At 60.3% G+C, this 19,540-nt stretch carries 22 protein-coding genes; 6 read left to right on the forward strand and 16 right to left on the reverse strand.

What is annotated here, in order from left to right; all coding sequences use genetic code 11:
• Positions 1 to 125 precede the first annotated feature (125 nt).
• From K9857_RS01930 to K9857_RS01940, 3 genes are all read right to left on the reverse strand, one after another.
• Positions 126 to 1,568: a catalase gene (locus tag K9857_RS01930; protein ID WP_224533222.1), complete on the reverse strand. Its 1,443-nt coding sequence runs from the start codon at positions 1,566 to 1,568 to the stop codon at positions 126 to 128.
• A gap of 89 nt (positions 1,569 to 1,657) precedes the next feature.
• Entirely contained in the window at positions 1,658 to 2,032 is a 375-nt protein-coding gene (locus K9857_RS01935; RefSeq protein ID WP_224533223.1) for a response regulator transcription factor, read from the reverse strand.
• Between the two features lie 160 nt (positions 2,033 to 2,192).
• Positions 2,193 to 2,720, reverse strand: coding sequence for a ferritin-like domain-containing protein (locus tag K9857_RS01940; RefSeq protein WP_224533224.1), 528 nt, complete (start codon positions 2,718 to 2,720; stop codon positions 2,193 to 2,195).
• A gap of 228 nt (positions 2,721 to 2,948) precedes the next feature.
• On the opposite strand from K9857_RS01940, the gene K9857_RS01945 reads away from it, so the two are divergent.
• Complete coding sequence (locus K9857_RS01945) at positions 2,949 to 4,382, forward strand: mechanosensitive ion channel family protein (protein WP_224533225.1); 1,434 nt, start codon at positions 2,949 to 2,951, stop codon at positions 4,380 to 4,382.
• 113 nt (positions 4,383 to 4,495) lie between these two features.
• On the opposite strand, the gene K9857_RS01950 is transcribed toward K9857_RS01945, so the two are convergent.
• On the reverse strand, positions 4,496 to 5,197 hold the full coding sequence (locus K9857_RS01950) for an AraC family transcriptional regulator (RefSeq protein WP_224533226.1): 702 nt from the start codon (positions 5,195 to 5,197) through the stop codon (positions 4,496 to 4,498).
• Between the two features lie 51 nt (positions 5,198 to 5,248).
• The gene (locus K9857_RS01955) at positions 5,249 to 6,625 is read right to left on the reverse strand and encodes a sensor histidine kinase (protein WP_224533227.1); all 1,377 of its coding nucleotides are present in this window, start codon (positions 6,623 to 6,625) and stop codon (positions 5,249 to 5,251) included.
• Between K9857_RS01955 and K9857_RS01960 the strand changes: the two genes are divergently transcribed.
• The gene (locus tag K9857_RS01960; protein ID WP_224533228.1) at positions 6,615 to 6,956 is read left to right on the forward strand and encodes a hypothetical protein; all 342 of its coding nucleotides are present in this window, start codon (positions 6,615 to 6,617) and stop codon (positions 6,954 to 6,956) included. The genes K9857_RS01955 and K9857_RS01960 overlap by 11 nt on opposite strands.
• 8 nt (positions 6,957 to 6,964) lie before the next feature.
• Here the strand turns inward: K9857_RS01960 and K9857_RS01965 are convergent, their stop codons facing one another.
• The 5 genes from K9857_RS01965 to K9857_RS01985 all read right to left on the reverse strand — a co-directional run bounded on the left by K9857_RS01965 (position 6,965) and on the right by K9857_RS01985 (position 11,585).
• Complete coding sequence (locus K9857_RS01965; RefSeq protein ID WP_224533229.1) at positions 6,965 to 7,225, reverse strand: transmembrane sensor/regulator PpyR; 261 nt, start codon at positions 7,223 to 7,225, stop codon at positions 6,965 to 6,967.
• Positions 7,226 to 7,305: 80 nt separating this feature from the next.
• Positions 7,306 to 8,508, reverse strand: coding sequence for an NAD(P)/FAD-dependent oxidoreductase (locus tag K9857_RS01970; protein WP_224533230.1), 1,203 nt, complete (start codon positions 8,506 to 8,508; stop codon positions 7,306 to 7,308).
• A 246-nt stretch (positions 8,509 to 8,754) separates the two neighbouring features.
• The gene (locus tag K9857_RS01975) at positions 8,755 to 9,120 is read right to left on the reverse strand and encodes a response regulator transcription factor (protein WP_224533231.1); all 366 of its coding nucleotides are present in this window, start codon (positions 9,118 to 9,120) and stop codon (positions 8,755 to 8,757) included.
• A gap of 98 nt (positions 9,121 to 9,218) precedes the next feature.
• Complete coding sequence (locus K9857_RS01980) at positions 9,219 to 9,872, reverse strand: response regulator transcription factor (protein WP_224533232.1); 654 nt, start codon at positions 9,870 to 9,872, stop codon at positions 9,219 to 9,221.
• 147 nt (positions 9,873 to 10,019) lie between these two features.
• Complete coding sequence (locus tag K9857_RS01985; RefSeq protein ID WP_224533233.1) at positions 10,020 to 11,585, reverse strand: sensor histidine kinase; 1,566 nt, start codon at positions 11,583 to 11,585, stop codon at positions 10,020 to 10,022.
• A gap of 432 nt (positions 11,586 to 12,017) precedes the next feature.
• Between K9857_RS01985 and K9857_RS01990 the strand changes: the two genes are divergently transcribed.
• Positions 12,018 to 12,992, forward strand: a complete 975-nt coding sequence (locus tag K9857_RS01990; RefSeq protein WP_224533234.1) for a LysR family transcriptional regulator — start codon at positions 12,018 to 12,020, stop codon at positions 12,990 to 12,992.
• Here K9857_RS01990 and K9857_RS01995 read toward each other — a convergent pair.
• From K9857_RS01995 to K9857_RS02015, 5 genes are all read right to left on the reverse strand, one after another.
• Positions 12,968 to 13,396 (reverse strand): nuclear transport factor 2 family protein, encoded by a 429-nt coding sequence (locus K9857_RS01995; protein ID WP_224533235.1) that lies wholly within the window; start codon positions 13,394 to 13,396, stop codon positions 12,968 to 12,970. The two genes, K9857_RS01990 and K9857_RS01995, sit on opposite strands and share 25 nt — an antisense overlap.
• Before the next feature lie 26 nt (positions 13,397 to 13,422).
• The gene (locus tag K9857_RS02000) at positions 13,423 to 14,154 is read right to left on the reverse strand and encodes an SGNH/GDSL hydrolase family protein (protein WP_224533236.1); all 732 of its coding nucleotides are present in this window, start codon (positions 14,152 to 14,154) and stop codon (positions 13,423 to 13,425) included.
• Between the two features lie 235 nt (positions 14,155 to 14,389).
• The gene (locus K9857_RS02005) at positions 14,390 to 14,953 is read right to left on the reverse strand and encodes a hypothetical protein (protein WP_224533237.1); all 564 of its coding nucleotides are present in this window, start codon (positions 14,951 to 14,953) and stop codon (positions 14,390 to 14,392) included.
• Positions 14,954 to 15,192: 239 nt separating this feature from the next.
• Positions 15,193 to 15,762, reverse strand: a complete 570-nt coding sequence (locus tag K9857_RS02010) for a chorismate mutase (RefSeq protein WP_224533238.1) — start codon at positions 15,760 to 15,762, stop codon at positions 15,193 to 15,195.
• A 108-nt stretch (positions 15,763 to 15,870) separates the two neighbouring features.
• A complete protein-coding gene (locus tag K9857_RS02015; RefSeq protein ID WP_224533239.1) occupies positions 15,871 to 16,161 on the reverse strand; it encodes a hypothetical protein in 291 nt (96 codons plus the stop codon).
• Positions 16,162 to 16,413: 252 nt separating this feature from the next.
• On the opposite strand from K9857_RS02015, the gene K9857_RS02020 reads away from it, so the two are divergent.
• The 3 genes from K9857_RS02020 (at position 16,414) to wrbA (ending at position 18,845) form a co-directional block, all read left to right on the forward strand.
• Positions 16,414 to 17,097, forward strand: a complete 684-nt coding sequence (locus K9857_RS02020; protein ID WP_224533240.1) for a nitroreductase — start codon at positions 16,414 to 16,416, stop codon at positions 17,095 to 17,097.
• A 549-nt stretch (positions 17,098 to 17,646) separates the two neighbouring features.
• A complete protein-coding gene (locus tag K9857_RS30455; RefSeq protein WP_411961535.1) occupies positions 17,647 to 18,132 on the forward strand; it encodes a VOC family protein in 486 nt (161 codons plus the stop codon).
• A 77-nt stretch (positions 18,133 to 18,209) separates the two neighbouring features.
• Positions 18,210 to 18,845, forward strand: coding sequence for an NAD(P)H:quinone oxidoreductase (gene wrbA / locus K9857_RS02030; RefSeq protein WP_224533242.1), 636 nt, complete (start codon positions 18,210 to 18,212; stop codon positions 18,843 to 18,845).
• A 34-nt stretch (positions 18,846 to 18,879) separates the two neighbouring features.
• Here the strand turns inward: wrbA and K9857_RS02035 are convergent, their stop codons facing one another.
• On the reverse strand, positions 18,880 to 19,482 hold the full coding sequence (locus tag K9857_RS02035) for a glutathione S-transferase family protein (protein ID WP_224533243.1): 603 nt from the start codon (positions 19,480 to 19,482) through the stop codon (positions 18,880 to 18,882).
• Between the last annotated feature and the right edge of the window lie 58 nt (positions 19,483 to 19,540).

Consider the following 19,540-nt stretch of genomic DNA (forward strand, 5'->3'; position numbering starts at 1 on the left):
AGCAACTGTGGGAGCGGGCTTGCTCGCGAAAGCGGTGGATCAGACACATACATAGTGACTGACACACTGCCTTCGCGAGCAAGCCCGCTCCCACATTGGATCTGTGTTTGCTCAGGGATTTGTGTTTATTGGCCGATCAGCGCCAACGCCCGGGAAACGCCCGCGCCGTAGAACGGATCGGCCAGGGTGCAATGGTTGATGTGCCGCTGCTGCACTTCCTGAGACACCCCACTCAACGAGCGCGCAGTGTTATCGAACAGGGCCTGTTTCTCCGCGTCCGTCATCAGGCGGAACAGGTTACCCGGTTGTTCGAAGTGATCTTCGTCCACACGATGGTCCCAATGGCCGGCGGCGCCGGAGATCTTCAGTGGCGGCTCTCGGAAGTCCGGTTGGTCGGCCCAGTCGCCCTGGCTGTTGGGCACGTAGGCCAGTTGACCGCCGTGGTTGCCGTCTACGCGCATGGCGCCGTCGCGGTGGAAGCTGTGCACCGGGCAACGCGGGGCGTTGACCGGGATCTGGTGATGGTTGACCCCCAGGCGATAACGCGCCGCGTCACCGTAGGAAAACAGCCGCGCCTGCAGCATCCGGTCCGGCGAGAAACCGATGCCGGGCACCACGTGGGACGGCGAAAATGCCGCCTGCTCGACTTCGGCGAACACGTTCTGCGGATTGCGGTTGAGTTCGAAGTAACCCACTTCGATCAACGGGTAATCGTGGTGCGACCAGACCTTGGTCAGGTCGAACGGATTGACCTCGTGCTCGTGGGCCTGCTCTTCGGTCATGACTTGAATGAAGAAGGTCCAACGCGGGAAGTTGCCGTTTTCGATGCTGTCGAACAGATCCCGCTGATGACTTTCCCGGTCCTGGCCGATCAGCTGCGCCGACTGCGCGTCGCTCAGGTTCTCGATGCCCTGTTGCGACTTGAAAGTGAACTTGACCCAGTGCCGCTCGTTGTTGGCGTTGATCAGGCTGAAGGTGTGGCTGCCGAAACCGTGCATGTGCCGATAGGTGCGCGGAATGCCGCGTTCGCTCATGACGATGGTCACCTGGTGCAGGGCTTCGGGCAGCGAGGTCCAGAAATCCCAGTTGCTCTGCGCGCTGCGCATGCCGGTGCGCGGGTCGCGCTTGACCGCATGGTTGAGGTCCGGGAAACGCAGCGGATCGCGGAAGAAGAATACCGGGGTGTTGTTGCCCACCAGGTCCCAGTTGCCTTGCTCGGTATAGAACTTCAGGGCAAAACCACGGATATCGCGCTCGGCATCTGCGGCACCGCGCTCGCCGGCCACGGTAGAGAAACGGGTGAAGATCGGCGTCTGCTTGCCCACTTCCGAGAACAGGCGGGCCTTGGTGTAGCGCGTCACGTCATGGGTCACGGTGAAGGTGCCATAGGCTCCGGATCCCTTGGCGTGCATGCGGCGCTCTGGAATCACTTCGCGATCGAAGTGCGCAAGTTTTTCCAGCAGCCAGACATCTTGCAGCAGGGCAGGGCCGCGAGGGCCGGCGGTCTGGATATTGAAGTTATCGGCGACCGGTGCGCCGTTGATTGAAGTCAGTTTGTCTTTTGCCATGGCACGGTTGTTCCAGGTTGAGGTTTTAGTTGTATTAAAAGAGGGAGTCGATGCAACTAACAAAGCGTGATTTGTTTGTTAAACAGCGATCAAGTCCTGCGTTCGAGAATCGTTTCGATGCAGTCCAGCAGTGCCCGTGCATCGAAGGGTTTGGCGAAGTAGCCTTCGGGTGTTCGTACACTGGCGCTGAACTTCGGCGGCAAGCCTGACTTTCCGGTTATGAACAGTGTTGGAATATGGGTGTTCCTCGCGGCCAGCGCCTCGTACATCTCCACACCGCCCATTCCGGGCATCTGGATATCCGAAATCAGACAGTCGGTCTGCGCAGGATCACTGGATTGAAGGAAGGCATAGGCACTGTTGTAGGTATTTACTGTGTAACCGTAAGAGCGCAATAAACTGTCCAGTGAGACAAGAATTAGTTCGTCATCATCAACAACAGAAATAACAGGTGGGTTGAACATGTAAAGACCTTGCGTCATTGCGTGTGGCACTAAGTGGCGCCCGCCATACTTGCAAGATACGCGCTCAAAAAAAGCGGAAAAGTATACGTGCGTATGTTTGGTTGTTTTTTTAGCGGGCGCTGCGATGGGATATCGATATCAAAAAACGAAATGAAATGCTTCAGGAGTGCTCGTGGGTCAGGTGGTCTTCGATCAGGGTGAGAAAGTGGCCGTTGTGCCGGATGCAGTCTTCGAACAGGCGCCGACTGGCCGGGTCCTTGCGATCGATGGCGCATTCGCAGTAATCACGCAGCAGGGCGTCGACCGCCCGCAGCCGCCGGGCACTGCGGGCGATGCCTGTCAGGCAGTCGGCAAAACACGCCGGCTCAAGAATGTCATTGATCTGGTAGAGCGCCTCGGTCTCGGCGTGACCGCCAAGGTCGCCGATTGCCGAGGCGAGAAAGTCGACGTAAAGGGTATTGGCGCGCACCAGGCGATTGAACAATTGCTGCACCGGCAGGAAGCTCAGGTTTTTCAGCTTCTGCTGGCTGCGTTTGAGTTGCGCCAGCAGCGTCAGTGCGGTGCCCAGGGTGTCGGTCAGCGCCTCGATGATTTCCACGCGCTCGGCGGTCGACAAGGAGGTGTGCGCACCATAACGGCTGATGCGTAACGGATGACTGACGATGTACAGCCCTTTCAATGCGTTCATGAAAACCGTCCCCAGACCGGCGCCGCGGCGCGATGAGTTGATTCATTCCAGGCCTCCAGCGTAAGTCTGTACGCGCGCGAGAACACTCCTACTTCGGGACGGCAGGCTAGTACATGGGTTAAGGCTCCTCATACCGCGGTATGAGTGGCTAGCACTGAGGTAGAAGTGCCCCGCGCAAAATGGCGTCATACAGTGCAGGAACAATCGGCGCTTGCGGAGAAATCACTCATGTTCACCTTCCTGCAGGCTCATCCGTTGATCTGCGGGGTCATCCTGATCCTGATCGATCTCGCACTCTGGCAAATGGTCGGCCCCTCGCGGCACAACCTGCGCCTGTGCGTGCGCATCGTGGTTTTCGTGGCCTTCAGCGCGGTCATGAGCGCCGCCGGCATCAGTCCCCTGCAACCGCCGTTGTGGCCTGACGACCCCGTGCTCAACCTGATGGGCACCGTGCTGGGGATCGGCTGGTGGATCTTCGCCGCCCGGACCCTGACCATCATCCTCGGCTATGGACTGATGTCCCGCGCCGGGCACAGCGCGCGTTTGCTCCATGACCTGATGGGCGCGGTGATCTTCCTGATCGCCATCGTGGCCGCCGCGGCGTATGTGCTGCAGTTGCCGGTCAAGGGCTTGCTGGCGACCTCCGGGGCGATGGCGATCATTGTCGGTCTGGCGCTGCAAAGCACTTTGAGCGATGTGTTCTCCGGGATCGTGCTCAACACCACCAAGCCCTACCAGCTCAATGACCGGATCTCCATCGACGGCACCCAGGGCAAGGTGGTGGAGATCGACTGGCGTACCACGCACCTGATGACGGACATGGGCGGCATCGCGGTGGTACCCAATTCGGTGGCGGCGAAGGCGCGGATCATCAATTTCAGCCGGCCGGGGGATGTCAACGGCATCAGCGTGATCATCGCCGTACCCGCCAGCGTGCGCCCGCGTCGGGCGATCGATGCCCTGGAGAAAACCCTGCGCGGCACCCGGGCCTTGTTGCAAACGCATTCGGCCAAGGTCTCGGTGAAAAGCTCGCATCTGGAGTACACCGAATACGAGCTCAAGGGGTTTATCGCCTCGGCCAAGCACAAGAATGAGGTGTGCAATCTGATGTTCGACCTCGCCCACAGGCACCTCGAAGCGGCCGGTGTCAGCTGGGGTTTCGGCCAGGAGGAACAGCTGTGGAACCGTCAGCGCCGGTTGCTGGAGGACGTGCGGATCTTCCGCTCGCTGAGCAACGACGAACGCGATCACCTGGCCAGGGAAATGACGCCGGTGGACTACCAGGCCGACGAGGTCATCCTGGCGTTCGGCGAGGTTGCCGAGTGCCTGATGATCATCAGTACCGGGGTGGTGTCGGTGGCGATCCACGACGATGAAAAACTGGTGGAAGCCGGGCGCATGGGGCCGGGCGAGGTGCTGGGCGAGGAGGGGATTCTTGCCGACAAACCGTCGCGGGGCGAGTTTCGCAGCATCACCAGCGGCCGCTTGTTCCGCATCGAGAAGCACGTGTTCGGCAACCAGCTCGAACACCTGGGCGACCTGAAAAGCGCCCTGAGCCACCTGCAGGACCAACGCCAGGAAATCCGCGAAAACCTGGTGATGCAAAAGCCGGCAGAGATCAAGCGCAGCAGCTTGTTTCAGTGGCTCCTGCAACGCCGGTAAACACAGGTTTTGTAGGAGCGAGCACGCTCGCGATGGTCGTTAACGATGACGCGGGCTGTCTGCTTTCCCGTGGTGTCTGGTCGTCCATCGCGAGCAAGCTCGGCTCCTACAGGTCAGGTGTACTGCGATTGCAGCAACGTCCCCCACTTGTCCTGGTTATCCGGCCGCCGGTAGTACACCACCATGCGCCGGGCCACTTGCATCGATATATCTCGCCCCGCATCGGCCTCGACCAGCGCCAAGGCCAGGTCGATACCGGCACTCACGCCGGCCGAAGTCCAGATCGATCCCTGTTGGATGAAGATGGCTTCGCGATCAAGTTCCACCTGGGGATACTGCCGCTCGAACAGATCCGCCACCAGCCAGTGGGTCGCCACGCGCAGGCCGTCGAGCAGGCCGGCGGCCGCCAGCAGGAAGGTGCCGCTGCACACCGACACCGTGCGGCGGGATCTGGAAGAAGCGCAGCGCAATGCCTGCACCAGCGCGTTGTGATTGCCCAGGGTCTGGCGAATGGTCGGCGTGCCGGGCACCAGCAGGGTATCGATCGCAACACCGGCCAACTGATCCAGGCGTTCGGTATCCACCACCAGACCCTCGGCGGTCTGTACCGGCCCGCCATCCAGGCTCGCGGTGCGCAAGGTATAACCCGGCAAACTGCTTTCGGTCAGGATATGGTTGGCCGCATAGAACACCGTCTGCGCCCCGGTCAGATCCAGCAGACCCATTTTCGGGTAGGCAAAAAACACGACGCTGCGCGATAGCTGCGGATCGCTGCCGGTGCTTGCAGGGTTTTCGGTCCTTTCATGGATAGACACTCTTTGCTTTCCTCGTGTGATTTCACATAGCGAAACAGCATTGGAGAAGGATCATTTGTGATCGCCGGGGACCGTCAGCGGAATCGCAAACATGAATTGCGTACCGACGCCCACGGTGCTGGCGACCCAGATTCGGCCGCCATGGAATTCGATGATCGAACGGCAGATCGCCAATCCCATGCCCAGACCGTTCTGTTTGGTGGTGAAGAACGGATCGAACAGGGTGGCGAGGATGTCCTGCGCGATGCCGGTGCCGCAGTCGGCGACTTCCAGCACCGCTTCGTTGTCCTGCACCGAGGTGCTGATGCGCAGGGAGCGCGGTCGGTCGTGGATCTCGGCCATGGCCTGGCAGGCGTTGACGATCAGATTGATGATCACCTGCTGCAACTGAACCCGGTCGGCGTTCACACAGGCGCTCTGCGCCCGGGCCTCTACGGACAGGCGCACCTGATGGCTGGAAATCTCATGCTGCATCAGGTTCAGCGAGTCGCTGACGATGTCATCGAACACTTCAATGTTGCGCTGCACATCGCTCTGTCTCGAGAGCGCGCGGATGCAGGCGATGACTTCCGAAGCCCGGCAGGAATTCTGAATGATCCGGTCCAGCGAGCGGCGTGCTTCATCCAGGTTCGGCTCGGGGCGGTTGATCCAGCGTTTACAGGACTCGCCGCTGGTGATCACCGCCGCCAGCGGCTGATTGATTTCGTGGGCAATGGAGGCGGCCAGTTCGCCCATGGAAGTGACGCGGGTGACGTGGGCCAGTTTCGCCTGGGAATGAAACAGCGCTTCCTCGGCCTGGCGGGACGCGGTGACGTCCCTCACGGCACCGACGTACTCGACACGCCCGTCATGGTTGAACAGCGGATTGGCGATCATGTGCACGTACTTGATGCGCCCGTCGGGCATCCGCAGGCGATGCTCCGCTTCCAGGTGTTTTTCCTGACGCGCCGCGCGCTGCAACACGCCGTCGACCACGGCCAGATCGTCGGGGTGGGTGCGGTCCTTGATCAGGGCAACGGTCGGCGTGACCTCTCGTGGATACTCGAAAATGCGCGCCGACTCGGCTGACCAGGAGATGGTTTCATCCTTGTCGATCATGAAACCGATGCTGCCGGTGTGACTGAGTTTCTGGGCGCCCATGAAGAACGCTTCCTTGCGCCGCAGGTTTTCCGAGGAGCGTTTGCTGCGCAGCGCCAGCAGGGTGATGGTGGTCAGCGCGACGAGACAGCGCACATACGCGGAGATCTGCTTTTCGTCGCGATAACCGCCATCGGCGATAAAACTGAAGGTCAGGAACGCGATGGAGGTGATGGCGACGGTGACGAAGACGGGGATGGAAAAAATATTGGCCGACATGAACACCAGGGTGATGTAGAGCAGCGTCGGCACGACGTCGGCGTCCAGGGTGGTGTTGATAATGAAGATCATGCTGCCGACCGCGATGGCGGCTAACCAGGCCATGGCATCCGATAAAAAAAGTCGCTTGCAGCGTTTGATGATAGACATTTGTTCTTCCGGGTTTTTGCTATCTAACGGCAACTCGCGCGGCACTCGTGATGCCGGGCAAACTCTTCATGAGGTTTTTTCTGCTGGTGTTCAGTGGTTCCAGGGGTGGGGTTGGTTGACGCTAAAGAAAAAACGCCCGCCAGAAAAACGAGTGGCGGGCGCTTGGGAAATGTCCCGACCAGCAAGGAGTAGGCTGAGCGGGATTGGGTGTTCAAACCCGATGCATCAATCGGGTGAAACAACAATCGGGTGAAGCTTCAATCATCGGGCGAAGCCGTGCAGATGAGCGGCTGCCTCTCTTCGCAGACGATTGAATGACTGCAAACGCATGACATAGCCGATCTTGATGGCGGTCGGACCGAGGATCGTCATGGCATGGGCGGCGATCAGGCCGGGCAACGACAGATACCGGTCCAGGCCGTACGCCAGGATGGCCCCGACGATCAGCGCAACCAGCCCGCCGATCAACAGGACGTTGGACAACTTCAAGACCCGAAAGGGACGTTCAAAAAATTCATACATGTCGATCTCCTTTCCAGCGTCGTGCGTTGAATCGCGGTGGACGGGGTTGCCCGTAAATCATCCGGACAACCCCGGGCCCATCAGGCCACCGGAATCAGCGGATCGGCCGCGGCCAAAGCAACGGCGCGATCGGCTGCCGGCGGGTAGATCCACACGGAGTTGATCTGCTGCTTGAGTTCCTTGGCTTCCTGTTTGACCAGCTTGACCTGGCGATCCCAGCCTTCGGTGAACACCGCGCCCCAGGCGCCGAGGTCCAGGCAGGTCACGTACTTGGGTTGGCTGTAGGCCATCGGGTCCACGCCCAGGAGATCGGCGGCGACGTTGTTGCCGGCATAGCGGCCCAGGGCGATGGCGTGCTGGCACGACATGGCGGCGAAGTTGCCCAGATCGTCGGTGGCGGCGTAGGCGGTGTCACCGGTGGCGTAGATATCGGCGTGGCCGCGTACTTTCAGGTTCGGATCGACATGCAGGCGGCCCTGATGGTCACGGGTGCCTTGCACTTGCTCGGTCAGCGGGCTGGCGCGGAAACCCACGGTCCAGATCACGGTGGCGGCTTCGATGCGCTGGCCGTCGGCGAGGGTGACGCCACCGGCATCCACCGAGGCGACAGTGGCGCCGACGATCCATTCGATGCCCAGGTGCTCCGAGGCTTCGACGATGGAAGGACGAATGCCATCGCCCAGGGAGCCGGCGATTTGTGTGCCACGGTCGACGATGATTACCCGCACATCGGCGTTCTCACCCAGCACGGCACGCAGGCGCGCCGGCATTTCGGTCGCGGTTTCGATACCGGTGAAGCCGCCGCCGGCGACTACCACGGTGTTGCGCGCGGCACTGGCTGGCTGGTCTTTCAGGGCGTTGATGTGGGTTTCCAGTTCGGCGGCCGATTCGATGGTGTCGACGTCGAACGCGTACTCGAGCATGCCTTCGACCGGAGGGCGCATCAGGTGGCTACCGGCGGCCAGGACCAGGCGGTCATAGCTCAGCTGACCCTGCTCGCCGGAGGCTTTGACATAGCCGACCTGCTTGTTTTTCTCGTCGATCCGCTCGGCCGAGCCCTGGACGAATTTGATGCCCACGGCGTCGAACAGATCGTTGAGCGGCGCCATCATGGTGTGCACGTTCGGCTCGTAGAAGCGCGGACGAATGCGCAATTCTGCCTGAGGAGCCAGAACGGTGATTTCGACGTCGTTGCGATCGTGCTGGTCCAGCAGACGGGCAGCGCTCAATGCGCTCCAGACACCACCGAAACCTGCACCAATAATCAAAATCTGCTGTTTCATTGTTTTAGCTCCTGAAGAACGATCGAGGGCGAAAAAGGGTGTTGCGATAAAAGCTCGACACGGTTGGCTTGTCGTCGCGTGGTACTTGAAACATGCGAGACAGACAGTGTCGGGCTTCGATGTGGAGTAGATGTTATTCCACGGATTGGCCTATGACACTTCTACGTAGGGACATCCGGGGTATGAGTAGGTATTAGCGGGTTATACCAAGGTGTTAGTTGCCGGCAGTGGCTGGGGTTAGTTGCCTCAATCAAGTGCAGTCTCGATGCACGCGAGCAACTTTTCGGTGGAAAAGGGTTTGGGGAAAAACGCCAGCGGCGCCCTGGCGTTCGCGCCAGGCGCGCGCTGTGCATCGGGGTTCCCGGTGATGAAAATGACGGGAATATGAATGCCCTTGGCTGCCAGATCCTCGTACATCTGAATGCCGTCCATGTCCGGCATTTGTATGTCCGAGATCAAACAGGCGCTATGGGTCGGGCCGTCGGAGAAGATGAACTCGTGAGCACCGCAATAGGTGCGCACTTTATATCCGCTGGAGCGCAAAAGACTGTCCAGAGCCATTCTTACGGATTCATCGTTATCGACGACGGAAATGATCGCTTCATTGCGCATAGTTGTGTCCTGCCTTGTAGCGGAGAGCACTTAAAGGCTGTCCGCCATCGCTGCAAGATACGCTGTCCTGAAAAGGCGCAAAGTATACGTGGGTATAGTCACCGGACAGTTGGCGGGGCCCCGATCACCTCGGCCATGCGCACCAGGTCGGCAAACGAGCGTGCGCCCATCTTGCGCATGGCCTGGCCGCGATGGATTTTCACGGTGATTTCGCTGAGGCCGATTTCGCCGGCGATCTGCTTGTTCATCAGCCCCGAAGCCGCCAGGGCCATGACGGTCTGTTCCCGTGCGGTGAGGGTCTGGTGGCGACCACGCAAGTCTTCGGCATGGCGCTCGGATTCGCGGCGCTGCTTGTCGCGATTATGCGCGGCGCACACGGCATCGATCAGGTCCTGCTCGCGAAAGGGCTTGGTGAGGAAATCCACCGCCCCGGCTTTCATCGCCCGCACGGTCATGGCGATGTCGCCATAGCCGGTTATGAACACGATGGGCACGTTGATCCCGGCGGCGGCCAGTTCGTTCTGAAAGTCCAGGCCGCTGCTGCCTTGCAGTCTCACGTCCAGCACCAGGCAACTGACCGTGTCGGTGCGTGTGTACTTCATGAACTCGGCGACCGAGCCGAACAACTCCACCCGCAAACCGATGGAGCGCAACAGACTGCCGAGGGATTCACGCAGGGGCGCATCGTCATCCACGACGAAAACCATGGATTCACCCGGCGTGATTTTGTTGAAAGGGTGTTGTTCGTTCATTACTGGTTCCCAAGGGGTTGGACGTGCAACCGCCCTGCGCTGTGGTCCTTGTGCAGGGCGCTACATTAAGTGCATGCGGGGGCTCGAGGCATTCATACCTGCGGATGGCGGTACAACGCGTTGGTATGGCTGCGTCATACCAAGGTATTAGATGGCTGCGGCAAAGCCCGAATCGTTGACGACGCGGATCGGCAGGGCGAACAGAAATGCGCTGCCTTGACCTGGGGCGCTGGTGGCCCAGATCCGCCCTTCGTGGAAGTCGATGATCGAGCGACAGATCGACAATCCCATGCCCAGGCCGTTTTCCTTGGTGGTGAAAAACGGCATGAACAGATGCGGTAAAACATCGGCGGGGATGCCCGGGCCGCGATCGGCGACTTCCAGCACGATCTCGTTGTCCTTGACCCAACTGCGGATTTTCAGGGCGCGCGCGTCAGGCTCTACCGCGTCCATGGCCTGGCAGGCATTGATGATCAGGTTGATGATCACCTGCTGCAGTTGCACGCGATCGGCATTGACCTGATTACCGAACGCGCTCAACTCGATGAGCGGATTGATCTTGTGGTGGGCCAGTTCGTAGCGCACCAGGCTGACGGTTTCGTGGACGATCTCGTTGAGCGATTCGTTCTGGCGCAGCGGGTCGGATTTGCGCGACAGCGCCCTGACGCGCCGGGTGATCTCGCTGGCGCGGTTGGAGCTGCTGATGATCCGCTCCAGCGACTGGCGAGCTTCCACCAGATCCGGCTGCGCACGGCTGAGCCAGTTGCGGCAGGCTTCGCCACTGCTGGTGATGGCCGCCAGCGGCTGATTGACTTCATGGGCGATGGACGCCGCCAGTTCTCCCAGGGAGGTGACGCGGGACACGTGGGCCAGTTGGGTCTGGGCGCGGCACAGCGCTTCTTCGGCCTGCTTGCTGGCGGTGACGTCGCGCAGCGCGCCGAGGTAGTCGATGTAGCCCAGGTGGGTATGGAGCGGGGTGGCGGTCATGTGCACATGCTTGATGCGGCCATCGGGCATCAACAGACGATGCTTGACCTCGATCAGGGGCTCGCGGCGCGCGGCCTTCTCGAACGCCATTTGCACCAACGCCACATCCGCAGGATGGGTTCGCGCCAGGATCATCGACAGCGTCGGCATGACGCCCACCGGGTATTCATAGATCCGCGCCGACTGATCCGACCAGGACAGCTGCTCGCGACCGCTGCGAAAGCCCATGCAGCCGGTCTGGCTCAGTTGCTGTGAACCGGAATAGTAGGTCACTCGATGCTGCAGGCCATCGCTGGTTTTCTTGCAGCGCAGCGCCAGCAGGGTGACCACCGCCAGCAGGCTCAGGTCGCGGAAAAAGTCCGCGGTGGAATCCCAGCTTTGGAAACCGTCGTGGTAGATGAACAGCGACGTCAGCATCGACATGCCGAACAACGCGGCCACGATCACCACGCCGAGGGAGAACAGGTTGATCGCCATCAACAGCACCGCGATGCACAGGATTGCAGTGGGGAAATCGGCGCGGGTTTCGGTATTGATGAAGATCGCGCAGACCACGATCAGTCCCATCAGCCAGGTCAGTAGGTTCTCGACGGGTTTGAGGCCTGTCGCAATCTGGGTGCGGGTCGTCCTTGGGCCTGGGTTGGACAGCATCTTGCTGAAGATCTCTTTCAAGGAGGAAGGCGTGCGGCGCTCTCGCGCGGGTTTTTTCGCTTTCGAATCGATCATGCGCGCCTCGTCTTTTGTTCGGGCTGGGCGGAAATCGCATCGCCATGCTAGGAGCAACGGTTCTCATTTGGTTAGGACAAAAAACCCGAAATTCCTGCCACCCGGTGTACGTAACCCCTTGATTTCACAACACGGTCCTTTAGCAGCTGCCGAGCCCGCGAGGCTGCGTCCGAGGACGCAGTCGTCGCATTACTTGCGCACGCGGTCTTCCTGAAATGACAGCAGCGCCCGGTTTTGCGACTGCTGCGCAGTCGGACGCAGCCTCGCAGGCTCGGCAGCTGCTACAAGGGTTGATGTATACGCGGGTATTAGCGTGCACACCCATCGCATGATCCCGTTGTCCCCATGTACGACAGACGTTTGGTGCCCGTGGCCATAACCTGTACAGGACCCTTCCCGAACTCCATGGCCGCGTGCCGGGTAGCGAATCTCATGAACAGAAATGACCTGCGTCGTGCCGACATCAACCTGCTGGTGGTTTTCGAAACGATGATGCATGAGCGAAACGTCAGCCGCGTCGGCGAAAAACTATTCCTCGGGCAACCCACAATCAGTGGTGCCCTGGGCCGTCTGCGGGTGCTGTTCGATGACCCGTTGTTCATCCGTTGCGGGCGGGCCATGGAGCCGACCCTTCGGGCCGAGGAAATCTTCGCCAACCTTTCGCCGGCGCTGGACGGCATCGCTGCCGCGTTGAGCCGCTGCCAGTCGTTCGATCCGCTGACCAGCGAGGCGACCTTTCATGTCGGGCTTTCCGATGATGTCGAATACGCGCTGTTGCCGCGGCTGTTGCGGCAATTGCGCCTCGAAGCGCCGAACATCAGCCTGATCGTGCGGCGTGTCGACCAGCAGCAAATGACCCAGAGGCTGGTCAATGGCGACATCTCCATGGGCATCAGCCACACCCTCGACCTGCCGGCCAATGCACGGCGCAAGACCCTGCGGGCGATCAGGCCTATGCTGCTGCGGGCCGACAGTCGACCAGGAACACTGGGGCTGGAGGAGTTTTGCCGACGCCCCCATGCGGTGGTGTCGTCCATGGGCAGCGCCACCGACGATACCGATCAGGCCCTGAGCCTGTTGGGCCGGCAGCGCAAGGTGGTGTTGACGGTGCCGCAGTTCAGCGCCTTGCCGATGTTGCTGGCGCAAAGCGATCTGCTGGTGATCGTGCCGGATTACGTGGCCAAGGCGATGGCGGCGGTGGGAGGCGTGCGGGCTGAAGCGGCACCGCTGTCATTGCCGGTGCAGGAGCTGTCGATGGTCTGGCGCGCGGCGGCGCACAACGATCCGGGCGAACGCTGGTTGCGGTCACGGTGCAGTGCCTTTCTCAGTGAGCCGGTCGAGTTGCAGGTGGTGCCGAAAACCCGACCGGTTCTGCACAACGATCAGGCCTTGCTGGCGGCCAGGTAAGCACCGAGGCGCTTGCCCATTTCCTCGCCGAGGGCCTGCAAACCGCTCATGGGGCGGACCATCACTTCGAAATCGACGATCTTGCCCTGTTCATTGAAACGGATCATGTCGATGCCTTTGAGCTGCTTTCCGCTGACTGTGGCGCTGAATTCGAGGATCACATTCAGGCCATCGGCGGTCGCCAGTTCTCTGTGGTAGGTGAAGTCTTCGAACACCTTGCACACAGTGTTGAGAATCATCGAAACCACCGGAGCGCCCGGATAGGGGGTGTGTGCCATCGGTGAGCGGAACACCGCTTTTTCATCCAGCAGACCGGGCAGGTCCTTGAGATCGCCGCTGCGGATCATCGCGTGCCAGAGGCTCAAGGTCTCGGCGGCCTTGGGATGCAGTTGCAGTTCAGACATGGTCAACTCCTGTTTTTTGTTGTTGTTCAAAGCTTGCCTGATGCGGTCTCGGCCAGGTGCTGCGAGATCACCTGTGCGGCGTCCTCGGCCCAGACACTGTAGATCGCCGGGCCCGGATGAAACCCGTCCGACGCCATCGAGCCCGCCACGGGCGCCAGATGGGTATTCAGCATCCTACAGCGATGAATGTGACTGGTCAGTTCTGCCAGGCGCGCATTGAACCGGGCGGCGCGATGGCCCAGATACCAGCGCAGCGGCTGCGGCAAGGCCGGGAACAGGTGCATGGGCGGAAGAGGGGAGAAGACGATCAACTGGACGGCGAATTTGTCGGTCAACACCTCGATCAGTTGTTGTTGGCGGGCGATCCACTGATCCACCGTGAGCATGCCGGTGACATCGTTGACGCCAATCGACAGCAGCGCCACGTCGAAAGGCTGAGCCGCGTGCTGCTCCAGCCGATCCAGCAACGCCTGGGAATCCAGCCCCGTCTGGGCCCACAGCGACCAACAAACACGCTGAGACCTGGCCAGCCGACCGACCAACTGCCCGCACAACGCCTCTCCCTGATGCATCGCCCCGACACCCGCCGCAGCGCTGTCGCCAAGAATCAACAACCGCAAAACCTCACCATCACCCGCCACCCCATCCCGCTCACCCTCGGCCTCCGGCAATTTCGGAGTGACCCGACGGGTATAGGCCCCCTGCATCAACAGCACGGGGCCGAGCATGATTTTGGCCAGGGTTTCGGTTTTGCTCATGTGGAGGTCCTGAAAGGGGTGTCGTAGATTCACCCAAAACCGGGCGGTGAGTCCATTGTGGGAGCGAGCCTGCTCGCGATGCGGTGTGCCAGTCGGTATCGATGTCGGATGCTGGCTCGTCATCGCGAGCAGGCTCGCTCCCACAGGGTTGTCGATTTACTTCAAGAACGTACAAACAACAAAAAGCCCGGCTGATCAGGCCGGGCTTTTTGGGTGTTGCGGTGACGCGAAGATTTTAGGCGACGGTGTTGCCGTGCAGACGGTCAGAGCCATCTGCTGCGACGGTGTTGCCGTGCAAGCGGTCAGAGCCATCTGCTGCGACGGTGTTGCCGTGCAAGCGGTCCGAGCCATCGGCTGCGACGGTGTTGCCGTGCAGGCGGTCGGAGCCATCAGCGGCGACGGTGTTGCCTTTCAGACGATCAGAGCCATCGGCTGCGACGGTGTTGCCGTGCAGGCGGTCGGAGCCATCTGCTGCGACGGTGTTGCCTTTCAGACGATCGGAGCCATCAGCAGCGACGGTGTTGCCGTGCAGACGGTCAGAGCCATCAGCGGCAACTTCGTTGCCTTTCAAACGATCCGAGCCATCAGCAGCTACTGCATTACGTTTTTCCAACAGACGATCAGCGCCACCTTCGGCAACACGATTCTGTTGCAGGCGGTCAGAACCACCTTCAGCCACACGGCTTTCGATCAGACGATCCGAGCCGCCTTCAGCGACTACAGATTGAACGGAGGTAGCGGCGAAAGCGTTAACTGCGAAAACCGAGAAAGCGATGCTGAGAAGGGTCTGGCGTTTCATGATCTTGTGCTCCGGGGGTGTTCTTGGTTGGTATGGAGCAGATGTTACGCCGCGCAGTTTTTAAGAGAACTTCATTGAGTTAATGGTGACTATTGACGCAGTCAATGGTCGATGCACGCCCCCCACTGTAGGAGCGAGCTTGCTCGCGATGGACGCCCGGACACCGCGGGGCATCAGGCCTCCAGCTTCATCATTGACGACCATCGCGAGCAGGCTCGCTCCCACAGGTACCGAGGTGTTTATTGGTCGGTGACGCACAACTCGCCGGTAGCGCGGATCAGCGCCTGGCCATGCAGGGCGTCCTTGATCAGGCCGGAGCGTTGTTCGGCCAGCCAGACCGGGCATTCGGGGTCGACGCGGTAGGGGACGAAGGCGGCGTATTGACGCAACATCAACACTTGCAGCTTGTCCAGCTTCGGCCGCAGCTTGTTGAGGTCCGGGCGTGGCGCATCGGGCGCCCGGTGCGCAGCTTGCCACTGCGCGATCAGGCCGTATTGCACCAGCTTGTTCGCTTCGATCTGGGCGGCGACCAGATCGGCGGCCTCATCCGGATTGAGCTTGTGCTCGATGGCCTGCTGCCTGGCGTTGGAAATCACCAGCGCTTCGCGCGCGGTGTCCTGGATCGGTTTGCCACTGTCCCACTTGGTCAGCGCCACCTGATCGGCGATGTTCAGGCGCTCATTGATCGTGGCCAGCAACGGTTTCAAGGTTTCAGGTGCCGGAGAGGGCGCGGCGGCGTGGACGGTACCGGCGAGCAGGCAGGTCAGGGCGCAGGTCAGCAATTGCGGCAGACGTAGGGCGTGAAACATAAGCAAACCTCTTGGACACGTGAGCACTCAGGCCGTTATGTAACACAGCCGAGCCAGATGAACGATAGTTCAAGAGTGTCGTTGTCGATACACAAATGAACCGGCGGGTCAGCCGGCGGCGAGCAGACGCTCGATCTGCGCCAGCTCCCAGGTGCTGAGCAGACTTACCGGATCGGTGCCGAAACGTTGCCCGCCATCGAATACCCGACCCTGCGGACTCTGGCAATGCAGGCAGTGCCGAAGGTGGCTGCCGTCCACATCCAGAGTCAATTGCCAGCCTTCGATATCGACCCGTACCGGGCCGGATCCGCAGCCCTCATCCAGTCTTTTCAGACAGCGGACTTCCAGGGCGACGTCGCGCAATTGCTGATAAATCTCGCGGGCAGTAAGGGGCGGCACGGGTTGCTCCAGCTGGAAACAGTCGGCACAGGATAAACGATCAAGGACGTCGCAGGCGCTGCGTCACGGATCTCAGGGGCTCATCCGATCGTCCACAAATCCGCAACCATGCGTACAAACGCAGCGTCTTCTCCGTCCGGTGGAAGGCTCATATGCTCTGGTCACACCCAAGGCAGTCAGCAAGAGCAACAAAACTCAGACGCCATAAACGGGAAACGCTGAGACTCCATTCTAATAATAAGGAGACAGAAAATGCCGAGTGGCCTGTTCATTGATGATCTGATTCGCGAACGCAGTGCGAAACGTGGTTTTCTGGATCGATCAGTACCGATGGAGATGGTGAGGGACATTTTGTCGGCGGCAAAACACGCGCCGAGCTCCAGCAACAGCCAGCCGTGGCGTTGCTACGTCATCACCGGGCAGTCGCGTGAACGCATTACCAAGGCTGCAGTGGAGGCCTATCGCGCTTCACCGGAAGGCCAGACGCCGGAATATCCGTTCTTCCCCACGCAACTGCACGACCCCTACAAGACCCGCTTTCACACCTTCCGCGGCCAACTGGGTGATGCCCAGGGATGCTGTCGCAGCGACAAGGAAGGACGGCGCAGGGACGTCGAGCGTCAGTTCCGGTTTTTCGATGCCCCGGTGGGCATCATCTTCACCATGGATCGCCGCCTGGAGTGGGCCAGCTTTCTTTGTTACGGCTGCTTCCTGCAGAACGTGATGCTGGCCGCCAAGGGGCGCGGACTGGATACCTGTCCGCAGCAAATCTGGTCGCTGCAGCATCCGCTGTTGCGCGCCGAACTCAATCTCCCCGATGACCAGATGGTCGTCGCCGGCATGTCACTTGGATGGGCCGACAACAGCCTGGCGGAAAACCGAATGACCATCGCCAAGCTTGAAGTGGACGATTTCACGACATTCATCGACGACTGACGTCGGCGACAAAACCGCTAACCGGCACACGGCGCCCGATGGCGTTGCGGCCCCTGCTTGTCCAAAAGAAAACTGGAGAACCACATGACAGCGATCAAAGGCTTCCACCACCTGACTGCCGGCGTTGCCGGTGCGCAAGAGGACGTTGATTTCTACGTGAAGCTGCTGGGTCAGAGCCTGATCAAGAAGACGGTCCTGCTTGATGGTGACGAACCCATATACCACCTGTATTACGGCAACCCGCAAGGGGATGCCGGCACGTTGGTGACGTCGTTCCCGTTCCGTCAGCGCGGCGTGAAAGCCCGCCCGGGATCGGGGCAGATCCGGGTCATCAACTACTCGGTTCCCAAAGACTCCCTTGATTTCTGGCGTGCGCGTTTCGCCGAGTTTGGCGTGCCATATGACCAGGAAACGGTCACGCGCTTCGGCGAAATCCGCCAGCGTTTTTACCATCCGTGCGGCATCGAATTCGATCTGGTCGCCTCCGACCAGGACAGCCGTCCACCCTGCATTGCCAGCGATATTCCCGAAGCGTTCGCCATCCGCGGCGTGCACAGCATCACCCTGTCACTGCGCGAAGTCGCCGAGTCGATCATCTTCATGAAAGACGCCTTGGAGTTCCGCTACGCCGGCGAGCATGGCCAGTATCACCGCTTTGAAACCGCCAGCGGCGCGCCGGGCACCGTGGTCGAATTCCAGCATGAGCCTGATCGTCTGCAAGGCTCGTCGATCTACGGCGAAGGCACGATCCACCACGTTGCGTTTGCGGTGGACAGTGTCGATCAGCAGATGGCGCTCAAGGACAAGTTGATGTCCATGGGGCATATCGATACCTCCGAATCGGTCAATCGCAATTACTTCCGCTCGATGTATTTCAAGATGCCCGGCGGCGTTATGTTCGAAGCAGCGACTACCGACATCGGTTTCACCATCGATGAGGCGGCGGACGAATTGGGCGCTGAATTCCAGACGCCTTCGTGGTTGAGCGAACGCAAGGACGAACTGCTCAGCCGGCTGGAACCGATCTCCGTCTGACCAGTTGGTATTCACCTTTTATCCAGCGGCGCCGTCGAGGCGTCGCTGTTCAATATCACTCCCGTACAGGTTCCATCATGTCAAAACCAAAAGTGCTGATCGTGTTCTATTCGCGCACCCGTTCCACTGAAATCCTTGCCGATGCCATTGCCTCGGGCGCCGTCGCGGAGGGGGCCGAAGTGCGCCTGCGTCGGGCCCGCGAAGTTGTGGGGTCTGAAGTGATGCAGCAGGTTCCAGGCTGGTTCGAGAGTGCCGAAGCGATGAACGCCAAGTACGAGAAGCCGACTGAAGCCGACGCCGAATGGGCCGATGCAATCATCTTCGGCACGCCGACGCGGTTCGGTTCGATTTCTTCGGAACTCAAGGCCTACATCGATGGCCTTGGAGGCCTGTGGTTTGCCGGCAAGCTCAACGGCAAGGCGGGCTCGGTGTTTGGGTCTACGTCCTCCAAACACGGCGGCAACGAGTCGACCCTGCTGTCGATCTATGCGCCGATGGCTCACCTGGGGTTGATTATCGTGCCGTTGGGGTATGCCGATCCGTCGATGTTCAAGGCTGGTACGCCCTATGGCGCAACCCATGTGTCGGTGCTTGATACGCTGACGCCGGATGAGGATCATCTGGCCGTCGCCCGATATCAGGGGCGCCGTGTGGCCTCTGTTGCCCGGTCGCTGCGTTGCGCGGCACCGGTTGCCGAGGCGGCCCTGGCCTGAGGTGCAAGGTGCGGTGGAGTAAACGGCTTGCCGCTTACTCCACCGGCAGCAAGTCGATCCATCCCGGTTGGTTTTTTACCCGCGCGATCCATTGTTCAATGGCCGTGAACGGGCGCATGTCGAAACCACCTGCGGTGGCCAGGGAGACATAAGCGAATACACCGAGGTCCGCCACGGTGTAGTCGTCGCCAACCAGCCAGTCATGCCCGCTCAGCCATTGATCGAGTTTCGCCAGCGCGGGATAGCCCTCGTTGTGCATTTGCTCGATCTGCGGGGCCATCTGTTCTGCGAGACCTTTCAAATGGTAGACGCGACACAGCGCCAACGGCTTTTGCAGATCACCCTGTTCGAACGACAACCACCCGGTTACCTGCGCGCGCAACCAGGGATCGTCCGGGAGGTAACGGCTGCCCTGGGCAAGATACAGAAGGATGGCGCCGGATTCGACAATGGTCCGGCCATCGTCCAGTTGCAGCACCGGCACTCTGGAAAAACGGTTGAGTCGCTGGAACTCGGGGGTATGCGTTTCTCCCTTGGCCAGATCCAGAGTGATGCGATCGTACGGTTGCCCCAGCTGATTGAGCAGAATGCGTACCTTCCAGGAGTTGCCCGACATTCGGCTGTCATAGAGTCGCAAGATGGTCGCTCCAACAAGAAAAAAGATCGCCCTGTGACCCTGCTCAAACCGCGGTCCA

Origin of the sequence: Pseudomonas sp. REP124 (genome assembly GCF_020164475.1) — a bacterium.
Classification (GTDB): Bacteria; Pseudomonadota; Gammaproteobacteria; order Pseudomonadales; family Pseudomonadaceae; genus Aquipseudomonas.